Origin of the sequence: Taurinivorans muris (assembly GCF_025232395.1) — a bacterium.
GTDB lineage: Bacteria > Desulfobacterota > Desulfovibrionia > Desulfovibrionales > Desulfovibrionaceae > Taurinivorans > Taurinivorans muris.
Genome location: NZ_CP065938.1, coordinates 52,725 through 68,405 on the forward strand (window position 1 = coordinate 52,725; position 15,681 = coordinate 68,405).

At 46.7% G+C, this 15,681-nt stretch carries 14 protein-coding genes; 2 read left to right on the plus strand and 12 right to left on the minus strand.

What is annotated here, in order from left to right; translation table 11 throughout:
- Window position 1: 1 nt before the first annotated feature.
- Genes tkt through JBF11_RS00250 form a run of 3 tightly spaced genes read right to left on the minus strand, consistent with a single transcriptional unit; the run spans window position 2 to window position 3,064 of the window.
- Window positions 2-2,002, minus strand: coding sequence for a transketolase (tkt, locus tag JBF11_RS00240; protein ID WP_334315386.1), 2,001 nt, complete (start codon window positions 2,000-2,002; stop codon window positions 2-4).
- 23 nt (window positions 2,003-2,025) lie between these two features.
- Window positions 2,026-2,670: a ribulose-phosphate 3-epimerase gene (gene rpe / locus JBF11_RS00245; RefSeq protein ID WP_334315387.1), complete on the minus strand. Its 645-nt coding sequence runs from the start codon at window positions 2,668-2,670 to the stop codon at window positions 2,026-2,028.
- 7 nt (window positions 2,671-2,677) lie between these two features.
- On the minus strand, window positions 2,678-3,064 hold the full coding sequence (locus tag JBF11_RS00250; RefSeq protein WP_334315388.1) for a MerR family transcriptional regulator: 387 nt from the start codon (window positions 3,062-3,064) through the stop codon (window positions 2,678-2,680).
- A gap of 240 nt (window positions 3,065-3,304) precedes the next feature.
- Here JBF11_RS00250 and JBF11_RS00255 point away from each other — a divergent pair, with 240 nt between their 5' ends.
- Complete coding sequence (locus JBF11_RS00255; RefSeq protein WP_334315389.1) at window positions 3,305-5,347, plus strand: autotransporter outer membrane beta-barrel domain-containing protein; 2,043 nt, start codon at window positions 3,305-3,307, stop codon at window positions 5,345-5,347.
- Window positions 5,348-5,502: 155 nt separating this feature from the next.
- Here the strand turns inward: JBF11_RS00255 and pheT are convergent, their stop codons facing one another.
- The 9 genes from pheT to JBF11_RS00300 all read right to left on the minus strand — a co-directional run bounded on the left by pheT (window position 5,503) and on the right by JBF11_RS00300 (window position 14,713).
- Complete coding sequence (gene pheT, locus JBF11_RS00260; protein WP_334315390.1) at window positions 5,503-7,923, minus strand: phenylalanine--tRNA ligase subunit beta; 2,421 nt, start codon at window positions 7,921-7,923, stop codon at window positions 5,503-5,505.
- 25 nt (window positions 7,924-7,948) lie between these two features.
- Window positions 7,949-8,995 carry a phenylalanine--tRNA ligase subunit alpha gene (gene pheS / locus JBF11_RS00265; protein WP_334315391.1) on the minus strand — a complete coding sequence of 349 codons (1,047 nt, stop codon included), beginning with the start codon at window positions 8,993-8,995 and terminating at the stop codon, window positions 7,949-7,951.
- A gap of 101 nt (window positions 8,996-9,096) precedes the next feature.
- Window positions 9,097-9,450, minus strand: coding sequence for a 50S ribosomal protein L20 (gene rplT / locus JBF11_RS00270; protein ID WP_334315392.1), 354 nt, complete (start codon window positions 9,448-9,450; stop codon window positions 9,097-9,099).
- A 94-nt stretch (window positions 9,451-9,544) separates the two neighbouring features.
- A complete protein-coding gene (gene rpmI / locus JBF11_RS00275; RefSeq protein ID WP_334315393.1) occupies window positions 9,545-9,742 on the minus strand; it encodes a 50S ribosomal protein L35 in 198 nt (65 codons plus the stop codon).
- 170 nt (window positions 9,743-9,912) lie between these two features.
- The gene (lepA, locus tag JBF11_RS00280; protein WP_334315394.1) at window positions 9,913-11,727 is read right to left on the minus strand and encodes a translation elongation factor 4; all 1,815 of its coding nucleotides are present in this window, start codon (window positions 11,725-11,727) and stop codon (window positions 9,913-9,915) included.
- Window positions 11,728-11,732: 5 nt separating this feature from the next.
- Window positions 11,733-12,422: an amino acid ABC transporter permease gene (locus JBF11_RS00285; RefSeq protein WP_334315395.1), complete on the minus strand. Its 690-nt coding sequence runs from the start codon at window positions 12,420-12,422 to the stop codon at window positions 11,733-11,735.
- Between the two features lie 12 nt (window positions 12,423-12,434).
- Entirely contained in the window at window positions 12,435-13,190 is a 756-nt protein-coding gene (locus tag JBF11_RS00290) for an amino acid ABC transporter ATP-binding protein (protein WP_334315396.1), read from the minus strand.
- A gap of 13 nt (window positions 13,191-13,203) precedes the next feature.
- Window positions 13,204-13,875, minus strand: coding sequence for an amino acid ABC transporter permease (locus tag JBF11_RS00295; protein ID WP_334315397.1), 672 nt, complete (start codon window positions 13,873-13,875; stop codon window positions 13,204-13,206).
- Window positions 13,876-13,969: 94 nt separating this feature from the next.
- Window positions 13,970-14,713, minus strand: a complete 744-nt coding sequence (locus tag JBF11_RS00300) for an ABC transporter substrate-binding protein (RefSeq protein ID WP_334315398.1) — start codon at window positions 14,711-14,713, stop codon at window positions 13,970-13,972.
- A gap of 156 nt (window positions 14,714-14,869) precedes the next feature.
- Between JBF11_RS00300 and JBF11_RS00305 the strand changes: the two genes are divergently transcribed.
- Window positions 14,870-15,442 carry a thermonuclease family protein gene (locus JBF11_RS00305; RefSeq protein ID WP_334315399.1) on the plus strand — a complete coding sequence of 191 codons (573 nt, stop codon included), beginning with the start codon at window positions 14,870-14,872 and terminating at the stop codon, window positions 15,440-15,442.
- The last annotated feature ends 239 nt before the right edge of the window (window positions 15,443-15,681 follow it).

Below are 15,681 nucleotides of genomic sequence, written 5' to 3' on the forward strand. Positions count from 1 at the left end.
TTTATTCTCCTAAAAGTTCTTTTGCTTTTGCAAGAAGATTATCCAGACCGAACCCGTAATATGCGAACAGTTGGTTTGCAGGCGCAGATTCGCCGAAGCTCGTCATGCCGATAATTTTTCCGTCAAGTCCGACATATTTGTACCAAAAATCCGCACTGCCCGCTTCAAGGGCTATGCGTTTGCGAATGGCTTTCGGTAAGATTTTTTCTTTATAGGCGCCGTCTTGTCTGTCAAAAACATCAGCGCAGGGCATGGAAACAACACGGACTTGTTTTCCTTGGTCCTTGAGGGCTTTTGCCCCTTCCACGGCGAGTCCGACTTCGGAACCCGTGGCGATAAGGATGATTTCAGGTGTTTTTTCACTGTCCGAAAGAATATACGCGCCTTTTGCAATATCAGCGAGCTGTGCTTTTGTGTGGGCTTGCGCTTTGAGATTTTGCCGGCTCATGGCAAGGCAGGTGGGACCGTCTTTCTTTTCAATGCCGGCTTTCCATGCGACGGCGCTTTCAATAGTGTCGCAAGGGCGCCAAACGTCCACGTTGGGAGTAAGACGGAGGGCGGAAACATGCTCGATGGGCTGGTGGGTCGGACCGTCTTCGCCAACACCGATGGAATCGTGGGTAAGCACCCAGATACCGCGGATTTTTGAAAGAGCCGCCAAGCGGATGGCGTTTTTCGCATAATCGGAGAAAACAAGGAATGTTCCGCCATAAGGAATAAAACCGCCATGCAGGCTTAAACCGTTCATAACGGTGCTCATGGCAAATTCGCGAACGCCGTAGTGAATGTAATTGCCTTCAAAGCTTTCCAGATCCAAGTCTTTGGAATTTGCATGCAGGGTTCCGACGGAACCTGTCAAATCGGCGGAACCGCCAAGAAGTTCAGGCAGGCTTTGGGCGATGGCGTCTAAAACTTTTTTGCCGGCGACACGGGTTGCGATGTCTTCTTGGGCGTTTAATAGGTCTGTGAAAAGTTTTTCAAAAGCTTCGCTGTATTCAGGAGGAAATTCACCTTTGATACGGCGGGAGAGCTCCTTTGCAAGTTCGGGGTAAGCTTTTGCATACTCCTGAAATGCCTTGTCCCATTCGTCATTGGCTTTTTTGCCTTTTTCAACGCAATTCCAAGCGCCGTAAAGGTGCTGCGGAATTTCAAAGGGAGCGTATTTCCAGCCGAGGGCTTGTTTGGTCGCTTCATTTTCTTCCGCTCCCATGGGCGAGCCATGGCAGGAGGACTTGCCGGCTTTATGCGGCGAACCGTACCCGATAACGGTTTTGCAGATGATGAGAACGGGTTTGTCGGAAACGGTCTGCGCCGCCGCAAGGGCTTTATCCAATTCTTCGGGATTATGTCCGTCAATATCTTTGATGACATGCCAGTTTGAGGCTTCAAAGCGTTTGGCTACATCTTCGGTAAACCAGTTTTTTATGTCGCCGTCAATGGAAATGGCGTTGCTGTCGTAAAGGGCGATGAGTTTGTTCAGTTTCCATGTTCCGGCAAGGGAAATCGCTTCTTGGGCGACCCCTTCCATAAGGCAGCCGTCGCCTAAAAAGACCCATGTCTTATGGTCGATGACAGCATGGTTTTCCCTGTTGAATTTCTTCGCAAGCAGTTTTTCGGCAAGCGCCATGCCCACAGCCGTGGCGATACCCTGACCGAGCGGACCGGTTCCTATGTCGACCCCTGCGGTTCTTTCAATTTCGGGGTGTCCCGGAGTTTTTGAGTGGAGCTGGCGGAAATTTTTAATGTCGTCCATGCTCAAATCATAGCCTGTCAGGTGCAAAAGGCTGTAAAGAAGCATTGAGGCGTGCCCGTTGGACAAAACAAAACGGTCACGGTTGAACCAGCGGGGATTTTTGGGGTTATGCTTATAGGCGAAACGCCATAAGGCTTCCGCCATGTTCGCCATGCCCATAGGCGCTCCGGGGTGGCCGGATTTTGATTTGTCAATGGCGTCCATTGTCAAGGCACGGATAGCATTTGCACATTCTTTGCGAAGTTCCATTGTTTTTCCTTATCGTATTGACGTTATATTGCTTCCTTTTGGAATGCCCGATGGCGGACATCGAAAGGAGGATAAGCAAAAAAGGCGGAGCCGGAAACCAAGACATCAGCGCCGGCTTTGCAGAGTTCTTTAGTATTTTCAGGCGTGACGCCTCCGTCGATTTGGATATGGCATTTCCTGCTGCCGAGCATTTTGCGGAGCGTATGGATTTTTTCATAGGTGGCGGGAATGAAGCTTTGTCCGCCGAAACCGGGGTTGACGCTCATAAGCAAAATCATATCCGTATCGTCAAGCACGTATTCGCAAACATTAAGAGGCGTTGCGGGGTTGAGGGCAAGACCCGCCCGCATGCCCAAACGGCGTATTTCTGCAAGGGTGCGCTGGATATGGTTTGTCGCTTCCGCGTGGATGACAAGCATGTCAGCCCCCGCTTTTTTGAAATCTTCAAGATAGCGTTCCGGTTTTTCAATCATAAGGTGGACATCGAAAAAAAGTTTTGATTTCGGGCGGAGCATTTTTATCACGTGCTGCCCAAAAGTGATGTTAGGCACGAATAAGCCGTCCATAACGTCCCAATGCACCCAAGAAAGCCCTGAATTTTCAAGGTCTTTGAGGGCTTGTTCAAGGTTGCCGAAATCAGCGGAAAGAAGGGAAGGGGATAAGATCATGGCATGTTCACCGATTGGAATTTAAAATGGTATGAAGTTGTTTTAATTCGCAAAATATTTCATGCAGGGTTTCTTTGTATTGGGAGCCGCTTTTTTCAAGGGGAAACCCGCTCGGAATAAGCGTGTTTTGTTCCAAAGGAAGCGTTATTTCGTCGACAAGAGGCTCGTTTGAACCTTTTAAGACTCTTTTGGCTCCGTTGATTGTCATGCCTTCCTGATAGAGCAAGGTATGGATTTTTTGCAGGATATGCATGTCTTTTTCAGAATAATAGCGTTGCCCCGTTTCTGTTCTTTTAGGGCGGATTTGGGGAAATTCGGATTCCCAAAAGCGCAGGACACTGGTTTTCACATTGAGAATTTTTGCGGCTTCGCCGATTCTGTATACTCGTGCCATGAAATTTCCTTATTGCTTTATGCAATAATTTTAGCTTTTTTTTATGTGCTTGGCTAGTAAAATTTTATTGTTTTTTTTTCATGATGCCGTTTTTGGGACGTCAACGCTCCGCAAAGGGGGCGTTGGAATTTTCTTTGCGGGGAGGGAGCGATAATAATGCTTGACAATATATATATATATAATTTTTTTAAAATTTTATTTTCATAAAGTTTTAAAAATTTTTTTATTGTGGGGTAAACAATGTATTGGAAAAAAGACATGTTAACCGTTTTTAAAAAAAGGAATTTTTTAAAAACGCTGGGTATGGGAACCATGGTTCTTTGCATGGGAGGAATGTGGGGTTTTACCGCAAATGCTGTTGTTGTGTATGATCATGAGGATAATTTCAGCATTGGTAATTATACTGAATCTGAAGAAATTATTTTTAAAAAAGGTTCTGCCTTGGAAATTGTTTCCGGAACATTTTCAGCAACCAATAATGTCACTATCGATTCAGGGTATGGTCATAATGGACCGGCAGTTATTCTCGGAAACGGCACGTTCCAACATACTCAAGGAACATTTCATGTTAATAAGGGCGCAATGCTTGGCTGGGTCAATGCCGCCGGCACGGTCAACAATTTAACTGCCGAGGGTTATGTATATCTCAGCAATTTTGCGGATTTGAAGACGACAGGGGATACCAAGTTTACAAAAGATTCCACCCTTTGGCTGGATTTCGGCAATTATAAAAATTTTGATGATGTTGATATTTTTAATACACTGCCTGCGAATGGTCCAGGAAGTGAAAGCGGTGCGATAATCGGCAGCGCCGGTTCCAAATTCATCATTGAAAACGGTGCCACATTGAGGATAACCAATGCTCAGGAAGGCACAAATTTCACTTTTGTGAAAGGGTATGACCAAATTGAGAAAGATGAGGGATTTGGAACGCAATTGGGTACAATGAAAGATATTAATCTTGTGATAAATACGCTTCTTGAAGCCACAGTCGTTGATTCCGCAGACGGCGAATTGACTCTTAAAATTGTTAGAAATGAAAACGCCTTGCCTGCCGGCAGCGTGGCGGGTTCCACAATTGATTTTGTCAACAGCTTGGGAAGCGACATTACCAATACGTCACACTCAAATGCGGGAACAAGATACCTTGCAAGGCTTTTCGACCCCAATTTCAATAGCGGAACAACAGCTGTGAGCGCGGCGAAAACAATCGAAGAAAACGCCCAGCTGAGCGCGGTGAGCGGCAGTGCCGGCACAGCCGTATACGCAGCGACCGGGGCTTCTCAAAACACCATGGGACGTATGGGAATAGGTTCTTCCGTGCAGGTTCAGACGGTGGCGAAGAAAAATGTTCTCATCGCCGACGCAAGCCCTGTTCCTTCCCTCGGTAACGTGTTTTTTGAAACCGTGCCCGGCTGGGACAAGGGCTTGGGGGTATGGTTCAATCCTATTTATCAGAACAGCCGCGTGCGTGATATGGAAAGCGGTTCTTCAAAAGCGGGATATAACGCCAATATCGGCGGAGCGAGCTTGGGATTTGACTATACGGCGGCTTATAATGACAAAACGGATATCCGCGTAGGCGTTCAGGTGCACGGCGGGGGAGGCAATTCCCATTCCGTGGACACAATATCCTATGCAAGCAATGATTCCGACTTTATCGGCGGCGGCATTTATGCGGGCGTCCGCCGCGAAATGGGAAGCGGGGCTTTATATGTTGCCGCTGATTTAAGTTATACCGCCACCAACAACGAAACAGAGGCGCACACAAACGTCGGCGGCATTGAAGCCGATGTTGACAGCAATACGTTTATGGCGGGACTCAGCGCCCAATATGATATCAATGTGAACTCTTTCATTGTCAGCCCCGGTATCGGCGTCAAATACATACATTTGAATACCGATGATTACCATTCCAAAGTTTTCGGCGAAGCCTTTTTCGACACGAAAATAGAAAGCCAGGATGTGTTAAGCATTCCCGTTTCCATCGGCATTGCGAAGAACTTCATTTTGAACAACGGCTGGAATATCAGCCCGTCAGCACGCTTGGGCGTGACATTCAACGCGGGGGATTTGGACTCCGACAGCATAAGCTATCTTGTCGGCACCAATGCGAACCCGCTCTCCCTGTCAACAACGGTGCTTGATGACGTTGTCGGAAACGGAACAGTCGGCATTCAGTTCGGCAAGAACAAGATTTCTTTCGGCTTGGATTATTCCCTTGATGTTTCAGAGCATGTTACGAACCATACGGTCGGAGCCATGGTGCGTTACAGTTTCTAACATAAAAACCGGTGCCTGACGGCATGACAAAACAAATCCCTTTCCGTTTCGGCGGAAAGGGATTTGTTTTATGCTCACGCAATAAAAAAACAGCAAACATTATTGTTTGCTGTTTCGATAACGGTGATCGGAAAAATGTATCTTTTTGGGAAAAATCACATTCTGATATTCAGAGCTTTCATCACGGCTTGGGCGATTTTTTCCCGTTCTTTGTCAACTTCCTTGTCTTCAAGGGTTTTATCCAAGGATTGGAATGTCAGACGGAACGTAAGGTTGCGTTCATTGCTGTCCTTTGGAATATAAAGGTCACGCAGTTCCGCTCCCGTGAAGAATTTGCCTTTGCTTTGGCAAATTGCGTCAAGGACGGTTTTCACAGGCATTTCCTGCGGGCAAATGAAGGTCATGTCGCGGCGCACGGCGGGATAAACCGGCAAGGGGGTGAAATGCGGTTTTTTGCCGCGGCTCAGCTCTTCCAAGGTATCCAATTCCAAGTCCGCGATCCAAATGGATTTTTTTGCATAATATTCTTCCGCGATATTTTTTTGCACACGTCCCATGATGCCGACAACCTGTCCGTTGTCAGTGGAAAGTTCCACGGCAGGGCTCAAATAAGGATGGGAAGAAAGTTTTTGCACCCGCATTGCTTCAAGGTGCAGGAAATCGGCAACAAAATGGTCGACAAAACCGCGCAGGTCCGTGTAATCGGTTTCTTCTTCGCCGTTTCCCCATGCATTGTCAAAGCGGTTGCCGTAAAGAGCGAAAATAAGATGCAGACGTTCCTTTACGGTTGTTTCGCTTTGTTCGTCTTTATGGAACGTGCGGGCGATTTCAAAAAGACGCAGACCAAGCGCCCCATGGGCTATATTTTCACGTACGCTTTGCAGTATTCCCGCCGCAAGATGGGTTTTAAGCACGTCCTGTTCGGCGCTGAGAGGATTGATGATGTTCACCCGGTCTTCTTTCGGAAGATTGAGCATGTCCAAATCATTGTTGCCGACGAAGCTGTAATTGATGGCTTCGTTCATGCCAAGACCCGCAAGGAAATGTTTAGCGCGCATGATGAAATGGTGCTGTCCTTCGGTTTTTCCGCAGTGTTCCAACGTATGGGAAAGTTTCGGCAATGTTGACGGCATATTGTCTATGCCGTTGAAAATCGCTATTTCTTCAACCAAATCAGCCTCGCGGGTCAAATCATAGCGTCGGCCCGGAGCGTATACGGTCCATTCCTCTTTGCTTGTTTTTTCAATTTTGCAGTCAAGAGCGAGCAGCGTTTTTTCGCAAAAATCTTCGCTTATCGGCATGCCGAGTATAAATTCCGGACGGCTTGGGCGGAAAGAAATCCTTGCGGGGGAAAACGGTTTCGGTTCCGCTTTGCAAATGCCTTTGCGCACCGTTCCTTTGGCATATGTTTGCATGAGATAAGCCGCCTTATCAAGGGCATAAGCCATGCCTTCATGGTCGACCCCGCGTTCAAAGCGGTAGCTTGCGTCGGAATTTAAACCCAAGCGGCGTGCGGTACGGCGGATGGAGGCGGGTTTAAACAACGCGCATTCAAGGAACACGTTTTTGCTCGTGCTTGAAATTTCCGTATCAAGTCCGCCCATGACACCGGCTAACGCAATGGCGTTTTCGGCGTCGCAGATAAGACCGTCGCTTTCTTTGAGGGTTCGCTCCTGACCGTCCAAGGTGGTGAATTTTTGTCCTTCCTTTGCGGATTGGATGATGATTTTGCCGCCTTTCAGGGTGTCGGCGTCAAAAGCATGGAGTGGCTGACCCAATTCCATAAGAATATAGTTCGTCACGTCCACAAGATTGGAAATAGGGCGCAGACCGGCGGCGTGCAGACGGTAGCGTATCCAATAGGGGGATTTTTCCGTTGTGCAGTTTTCAAGAACACGTCCGCAATAACAAGGGCAAAAGTCGGGATTTTTGATTTCAATGGCGTATTCGCCGGAGCAGTCGGCGCCGTGTTCCTCAAGCTTAAATTCGGGCGGTGTCAGAGGCAAGCCATATGCGGCGGCAACCAAGCGGGCAATGCCGAGCACGGAAAGACAGTCGGCGCGGTTCGGGGTGATGCTGAGGTCGAGAACTTCGGTATCCATTTCCATGGCTTTCACAAAACTTGAGCCGACTTTAAACGGATTGCCGTGCCTGTCCGTTTCAGGAAGAACCAAAATACCGGAATGGTCGTCGCTCAGTCCCATTTCCCGTTCAGAGCAGATCATGCCATTGGAAGGCACGCCGCGGAGCTTTGCTTTTTTTATTTGAAATCCGCCGGGCATGGTTGAGCCGACAGGGGCGACGACAACAAGCTGTCCTTTCGCCACATTGGGGGCGCCGCAAACAATGGTGACGGGTTCTTCGCCGCCTAAATCAACGGAGCAAACATGCAAATGGTCGGAATCAGGGTGGTCTTCGCAGGTGAGCACGCGTCCGAGCACCATTTCACGGATTTCATGGAACGGATGGACAATTTCTTCAAGTTCCAGTCCGAGCATGGTGAGGCGTTCGCCCAGTTCTTCCGCGCTTCCTGCGTACGGCACAAATTCCCGAAGCCAATTTAAACTCAATAACATACGATATTCCTTATATTAAAAGAGATTATGCCCCCGTGAACTGGGACAAGTATCTCATATCATTTTCAAAGTTAATACGTAAATCAGTAATGCCGTATTTGAGCATGGCAATACGTTCCACACCGAGTCCGAAAGCGAAGCCCGTAATTTCTTTCGGGTCGTAGCCGACAGATTCAAAAACGGCGGGGTCGACCATGCCGGCGCCTAAGATCTCGAGCCAGCCGGTGGTTTTGCAGATACGGCAGGGGGAGCCGTCTGCCAAATGTCCTTTGCCTGCGCATTGGGTGCAGCTCATATCCACTTCAACACTCGGTTCGGTGAATGGGAAAAAGCTCGGACGGAAACGCACTTTCGTCTGTTTGCCGAAAACGGTTTGCAAAAATGCTGTCAGTGTGCCGCGCAAATCAGCCATGGTGATATGTTTGTCAACAACCAATCCCTCGATTTGGTGGAACATGGGGGTATGGGTGAGGTCGGAATCGCGGCGGTACACTTTTCCCGGAGCGATAATGGCGAGCGGCGGTTTATTCTTGAGCATGGTACGGACCTGCATGGTCGAAGTATGGGTACGCAGAACCACTTTGTCCTGAATATAGAGTGTGTCCTGCATGTCGCGGGCGGGGTGTTCAGGAGGCATATTCAACGCTTCAAAACAATGAAAATCGGTGTCGACTTCCGGACCAGTGACAATTTGATAACCCATATTTTGAAAAACGGAAGTCACTTCCTCCATGGCGCGGGTGATCGGGTGCAGTGAACCTTGCCACGGTTTTCTGCCGGGGAGCGTCGCATCGAAATTTGCGAGCAAAGCCGCTTCTTTTTCTTGTTCCATGGATATCCTGCGTTCTTCAAGCATGGCGGTCAGTTTGTTTTTCACAGCATTCGCAGCTTGTCCGAAAGCGGGACGTTCTTCAGGGGAAAGTTCCGGCAAGCGTGACATGATTTGAGCCAAATGTCCTTTTCTGCCAAGAAAATTCACCCGCTGCGCCTCAAGCTCCTGCAGGCTGCTTATTGCGGCAAGAGCTTTTTCCAATTCATTTGCAAGGTTGCCAAGTTGACTTTGAATATCCATAGTAAACTCTCATAATATAGGTTTGTTGGAATAAAATAAGAAAAAAAGGAAGAATAAGCAATAGCTTACCCTTCCTAAAACATTGCGTTAAGTGTGGGAGATTAAGCAAGTTTAGCTTTCGCTAATTCCACAAGAGCGGCAAAGTCGGCTTTTTCACGAACAGCTAAATCGGCAAGCATTTTACGGTTGATAACAACACCGGCAAGCTCTAAACCGTGCATGAAACGTGAATAAGAAAGACCGTTTAAACGTGCACCGGCATTGATACGCATAATCCAAAGCTTACGGAAATCACGTTTGCGGAGTTTACGTCCGTGATAGGAATAAACCAATGAGCGTTCAACCGCTTCACGGGCGGTACGGTATAAACGGCTGCGGCCGCCGCGGAAACCTTTTGCTAATTTTAAATATTTCTTGTGTCTGCGATGACTAGCAAGACCTCTCTTTACACGCATGGAATACCTCCAAAATCAACTTCACGAGGCGGAGATCGGTAAAAGCCAGTGAAGTGTTAAATATGTTACAATTAATTCAATAAGAAACGCCAGATTATGCGTAAGGCATAAGACGGCGCAAAGCTTTTTCGTTTGTTTTGTCAACAATTGCGCTTTGACCTAAAAGCATACGGCGTTTCGCACATTTTTTAGTCAAAATGTGACGTAAGCCTTGGCGACGACGGCGGAATTTTCCGCTGCCTGTCACAGTGAAACGCTTTGCGGCAGAGCGACTCGTTTTCATCTTTGGCATGAGTTTCTCTCCTTTCCTTAATTACCATGATTCATGGTTACAATGTTGAGAACGTTATTTTGCATTTTTTTTTGTAAAAAGCAAGCAAAAAGTTTTGTTTTTAATTTTTTATTCCGCAGCGGCGTATTGCTCAAGCCGCAGCGCGCCGTTTTTGGGGCAGAAGAATGAAACTACGCCTCATCGCCGACAGAAAGCGCGGCAAGGAACGCTTCCTGCGGAAGTTCCACATTGCCCATGCGCTTCATGCGTTTTTTGCCTTCTTTTTGTTTTTCAAGAAGTTTGCGCTTACGGGTGATGTCGCCGCCGTAACATTTTGCGGTAACGTTTTTGCGGAAAGCGGAAACCGTTTCCCTGGCTATGATTTTTTGCCCGATAGCCGCTTGAATGGCGACTTCAAAAAGCTGCCGCGGTATGGTGCGTTTGAGTTTCAAGGCGAGATTTCTGCCGTAATAATAGGCTTTGTCTCTGTGCACGATGACGGCGAGGGCGTCAACCGGATCGCCGTTCAGCATGATGTCAAGCTTGACAAGGTTGGAGGCGCGGTAATCGATAGGTTCGTAGTCCATGGACGCGTAGCCTTTCGTGCCTGATTTCAGCCTGTCAAAGAAATCGTAAACAATTTCCGCAAAAGGCAGTTCATAGGTGATGACAACGCGGGAGGAAGTCAGATAGCCCATGTTTTTTTGAATGCCGCGTTTTTCTTCGCAAAGCTTGAACACATTACCCACATATTCCTGGGGAACATGGATGTCCATTTTGACATAAGGTTCGTAGAGAACTTCAATTTTTGCGGGGTCGGGAAGCTTTGAGGGGTTATCGATGGAAAGTTCCTGTCCTTCGGTGGTGAGGACTTTGTAAATGACGGACGGGGCTGTTGCGATAAGTTCCACTTGAAATTCGCGTTCAAGCCTTTCCTGAATGATTTCCATATGCAGCAAGCCCAAAAAACCGCAGCGGAAGCCAAAGCCGAGAGCTTGTGAGGTTTCGGGTTCAAAAGAGAATGCGGCATCGTTGAGCTGCAATTTTTCCAAAGCAGTTTTAAGGGTTTCATAGTCAGCGGAATCAGTCGGATACAGACCGCAGAAAACCATGGATTGGACTTCTTTGAACCCCGGAACGGCTTCACGCGCCGGGTTTTCCGCAAGAGTCACGGTATCGCCGACCCGGGCGTCGCCAAGTTCCTTGATGTTGCCGCATAAAAAGCCTACTTCGCCGGCTCCGAGTTCGTCCAAATCTTTCGCCGTAGGAGAAAACACCCCTAAGCGGATGACTTCATATTCCTTGCCGGTCGCCATAAGGCGGATTTTGTCGCCTTTTTTGATTTTTCCGTCCATAATCCTGAAAAGCACGATGACGCCTTGGTAGGAATCATACCAAGAATCAAAAATAAGGGCTTTCAGCGGAGCGTTCAAATCTCCTTGCGGAGCGGGCAGGTATTCGACTATCGCTTCCAAGACTTTATCGATATTCAATCCGGTTTTTGCGGAAACGGGAACCGCAATGGAACAGTCAAGCCCTATGCTTTCTTCGATTTCCTTTTCAACCCTTTCCACATCGGCGCTTGGCAAATCGATCTTATTGAGCACGGGAATGATTTCGTGGTTATGGTCAAGCGCCAAATAAACATTGGCAAGGGTTTGGGCTTCGACGCCTTGGGTTGCGTCCACGACAAGGAGCGCTCCGTCGCAGGCAGCCAAGGAACGGGAAACTTCGTAATTGAAGTCAACGTGTCCCGGGGTGTCGATAAGGTTCAAAATATAGTTTTTCCCGTTTTTGTCCGTAAACGGAATACGCACGGTTTGGGCTTTGATTGTGATGCCCCGTTCCCTTTCCAAATCCATATTGTCAAGGTATTGGTCTTTTTTTTCACGGTCGCTGACAAGATTGGTAAATTCCAAAATCCTGTCCGCCAATGTGGATTTGCCGTGGTCAATGTGCGCAATGATGGAGAAGTTTCTGATATTTTCTAAATTTGAATGTGCCATAAGTCTTACGAATTGGCTTTACCAAAGCCGGGTATGTGGAGCTTGCGCTCCAGTGCGTGAAGAATCCATGTCGCCAAGGTGACTAAAAATAAATAATAGCAGCCTGCCAATAAATAAACTTCGGTGGGGCGGAATGTTCTTGAAACAAGAATTTTCGCTTCACCTGTCAATTCAATGTGCGTAACGATATAGGCAAGTGAACTGTATTTTATAAGGTAAATTATTTCATTGCCGCAGCCCGGAATGGCTTTTCTGAACGCTTGCGGAATGATAATCGACCAAATAATCTGAAATTTCGTCATGCCAAGGGCTTGCCCCGCCTTTATTTGCCCTTGTTTTATGGAGAGAAGCGCTCCGCGTATATATTCCGATTGATATGCGCCTGTGCAGAAAATGAAGCCGATCAGCGCGGCTTGATACGGGGTCAGATAAATTTTTATGAAAGGCAGGTAAGGCAGACCGAAATACAGGATCATGAGCTGAATGGTGAGGGGAACTCCGCGGATGACGGCAACAAAGGTATCCGCTGTTTTCTTTATCCACTTTGTTCCGAAAACACGCAGTACGCCCATAAAAATTCCGAAACTTCCGCCGATGAGGGCTGCGGGGATGATAAGCCACAGGCTTTCCACCAGTCCCTTGTTGAGCTTTGGAATGACCCGTTCCATATAAAATGCCAAATCAAAAAGTTCCATTTTTATTCCTGTTTAGCCGGCATTGCCTGTAAGGGTGGTCAGTTTGGAGCAAAAATCAAGGGTACGGGTTTTCGCCCCTTCCGCAAGCAAAACTTTCGGCGTATCTTTTTCAATGATAACGCCATGTTCCATAAACAAAACTTCTGTGGCGAGGGAACGTACGAAATCCATTTGGTGGGTCGCCATAATCATAGGCATGCCGCCTTTTGCAAGGTCTTGGATAACGGTCATGACTTCGCCAACAAGTTCAGGGTCGAGGGCGGAGGTGGGTTCGTCGAGCAAAAGAATTTTCGGCTGCATTGCCAGCGCCCTTGCAATGGCGACACGCTGCTTTTGTCCGCCTGAAAGCTGGGCGGGATAAAGTCCCGCGCGGTTGGCGAGCCCGACCCGTTCCAGTTCTTTTCTGGCTCTTTTTTGCGCGTCTGTTTTTGAAAGCTTATGCACTTTGATAAGCGCCAAACAAATATTGTCAAGGGCTGTCAAATGGTCAAACAAATTGAAGTCTTGGAAAATCATGCCGACATTTTGGCGTAAACGGCAAAGTTCCGCATTGTTTTGAGTATTGATTTTTTTGCCTTCGAGATAAATTTCGCCTTCATCGGGAACGATAAGATGATTGATGCATTGTAAAAGCGTACTTTTTCCGGCTCCGGAAGGTCCGATTAGAACTTTGAGCCCCCCTGCTTCCATGTCGAGGGAAACGTTATCTAAAATCTTTCTGTTACCAAGGGTTACAGAGATATTTTTCACACTGAGAAGAGTTGTCATTGTCTGTCCTTAATCATACGGAAAGTGTATAGCCCGGAATTGCGTATTTTTGTTCCACGCGGCGTAAAATGCGTATTCCGGCAAGAGTGATGAGAAAATATAAAAAACCTGCTGTGATATAAAGCGGCAAATATTCATAGGTGCGGGAAGCGACAAAATGAGCTCTTGCCATAATTTCGGAAGCCCCGACAGCGAAACAGAGGGCGGAGTCTTTCAATAAAATGGAAAATTCATTGGACCATCCCGGAATGGAAAGGCGTAAGGCTTGGGGAAGAATGATGTTTTTAATGATTTGCGCATCGGTCATGCCAAGGGCGGAGCCTGCTTTGTATTGTCCGATAGGCAGTGATTGGATGGAGCCGCGGAAAATTTGAGATTGATAGGCGGAACTGGCAAGTCCGAGGACTAAGCCGGAAGCCGTGAGCGCGTCCAAATTCAAGCCTATGACGTTGAACAAACCGAAATAGAAAAGGAAAAGAAGCAATAAAATAGGCACTCCGCGGAAGAACCATACATATAATCCGACACAGCGGCGGATCAGGCTGTTGCCGTAAACCTGCATGATGGCGAGAGGAACGCCGAGGCAAAAGCCAAGAGCCAATGCTCCCACGACAAGCAAGACAGTGATATATGTTCCTTCAAGAATATAGGGCAGATTGATAAGAATTGTTTTTAGGGTTTCCACATTTTTTCCGATAACATTTAAAATAAAAAGGGCAAAAACGAATTTTTGCTCATATGGAGGGCGTACTTATTTGAAAAGTACGCCCGGAAAAGGATTAATGATTGCTTAAATATTTAGTGTGAAGTTCTTGCCAAAACGGGTCTTTTTTCAAAAGTTCGTAGCCGTCGTTGATGAGCTTCAAAAGTTCCGCATTTTCTTTGTTCACTGCAACGCCGAAATCATCGCCCGGAGCATATTCGCCCACGATTTTGATAGCTTTGCCGTTTTTAATGGCGTCTTCGGCAGGAGCAGAATCAATGGCGATAGCGTCGATACGTCCGTTCAAAAGGTCTTCCACGCTCATCGGAGGAGAGTCGTAAAGGCGCAGGGTGATGGCTAATTTCTCATTGTCGATGCGGGATTGCAAAAGTTCATGTTCGTTTGTGCCGCGCTGCACGCCAAGGGTATATTTGCCTTTGAAAACTTCTTCAGCGGTAAGGTCGGAGCCGTTTTTCACAGCAATGTATTTTTTTATGGAATAATACGGTTCGGAAAAATTGACAGCTTGTTTTCTTTCCTCGGAAATGCTCATGCCGGAACAGATCATATCGATTTTTTTGGCTTGCAGAGCAGGAATGATACCGTCCCAGTTTATTGGAGTATGCTGAACTTCAAAACCCATTTTATTTGCTATCCAGTTCATGGATTCAATGTCAAAACCAGCGGCGTTTCCTTGTTCATCGATAAATGAGAAAGGAGGATAATTTGCATCAATACCGTTTACGTATGTTTTTGCTTGGGCGAAAGGCGCCAAAGCTAAAAACAGAAAGGCAAAAACCAAAGCAGAAAAGCGTTTCATACCAGCTCCTACGTTAGAATGTTGATGGGAAGTTCAATACTCCTTTGAAATTGTCAATAATTTCAAATCGCTATTATTATATAGCAAATACTTCGGAATTGCAACTTGTTTATTTTGGAAAATAGCGGTAAGGTGAGGAAAATTTTGAGGTAAGCCATGTGTATAAATAAAAAAATCATAAAGTTCATTTCCTTGCTTTTCCCTTTTCTTTTGGGCGGAATGGTCGTTTTTTTCGCTGAAAAGGAAGACGGAACGAATAATGTTGCCGAGGCGGAACTTTTTACGGAAGAAAAAAGCATGATGCAGCAGAACAAGGTTGAAGTCGTGAACGTTTACGACGGGGATAGCTTGGACGCGCTCGGCAGTAACGGGAAGAAAATAAAACTTCGTTTGTACGGGATTGACGCGCCTGAAAAAGGGCAGAATTTTTCCCTGTCAGCCAAAGTTTTTTTGGAAGACACCGTTAAAGACAAATTGTATTCGCTGGATGTGCGGTATAAAGATAAATACGGGCGTTATGTCGCCGTGTTATTTGATGAAAACGGTATCGCTTTGCAGGAAGATTTGATCAGGAACGGTTTCGCATGGGTTTATCCGCAGTTTTGCGAGGATATCATTCTTTGCGTAGGCTGGCAGCATGTGCAGGAAGAAGCCGTAAATTCGCGGCAAGGCTTATGGCAGGAAAAAAATCCTCTTTCTCCGTGGGATTATAAGCATAATAGGAAATAATCCCATCGCAGGGGATAGCATGATTTTGGTTCTATAAATGAATAGGCACGATTATCCTATGAAATTTGATAGTTAATTCATATTGCGCTATTTTTTTGATTTTTGAAATAATTTAGGAAATTATGCTTTCCTTATTTCGGTATTGGCGATATACTAAATCTAAATTTTTGTATTGAAATGTGTAGAATGTTTTTTATACAGGAGACTATATTGAGCATACAGACAACAATAAAAATAAT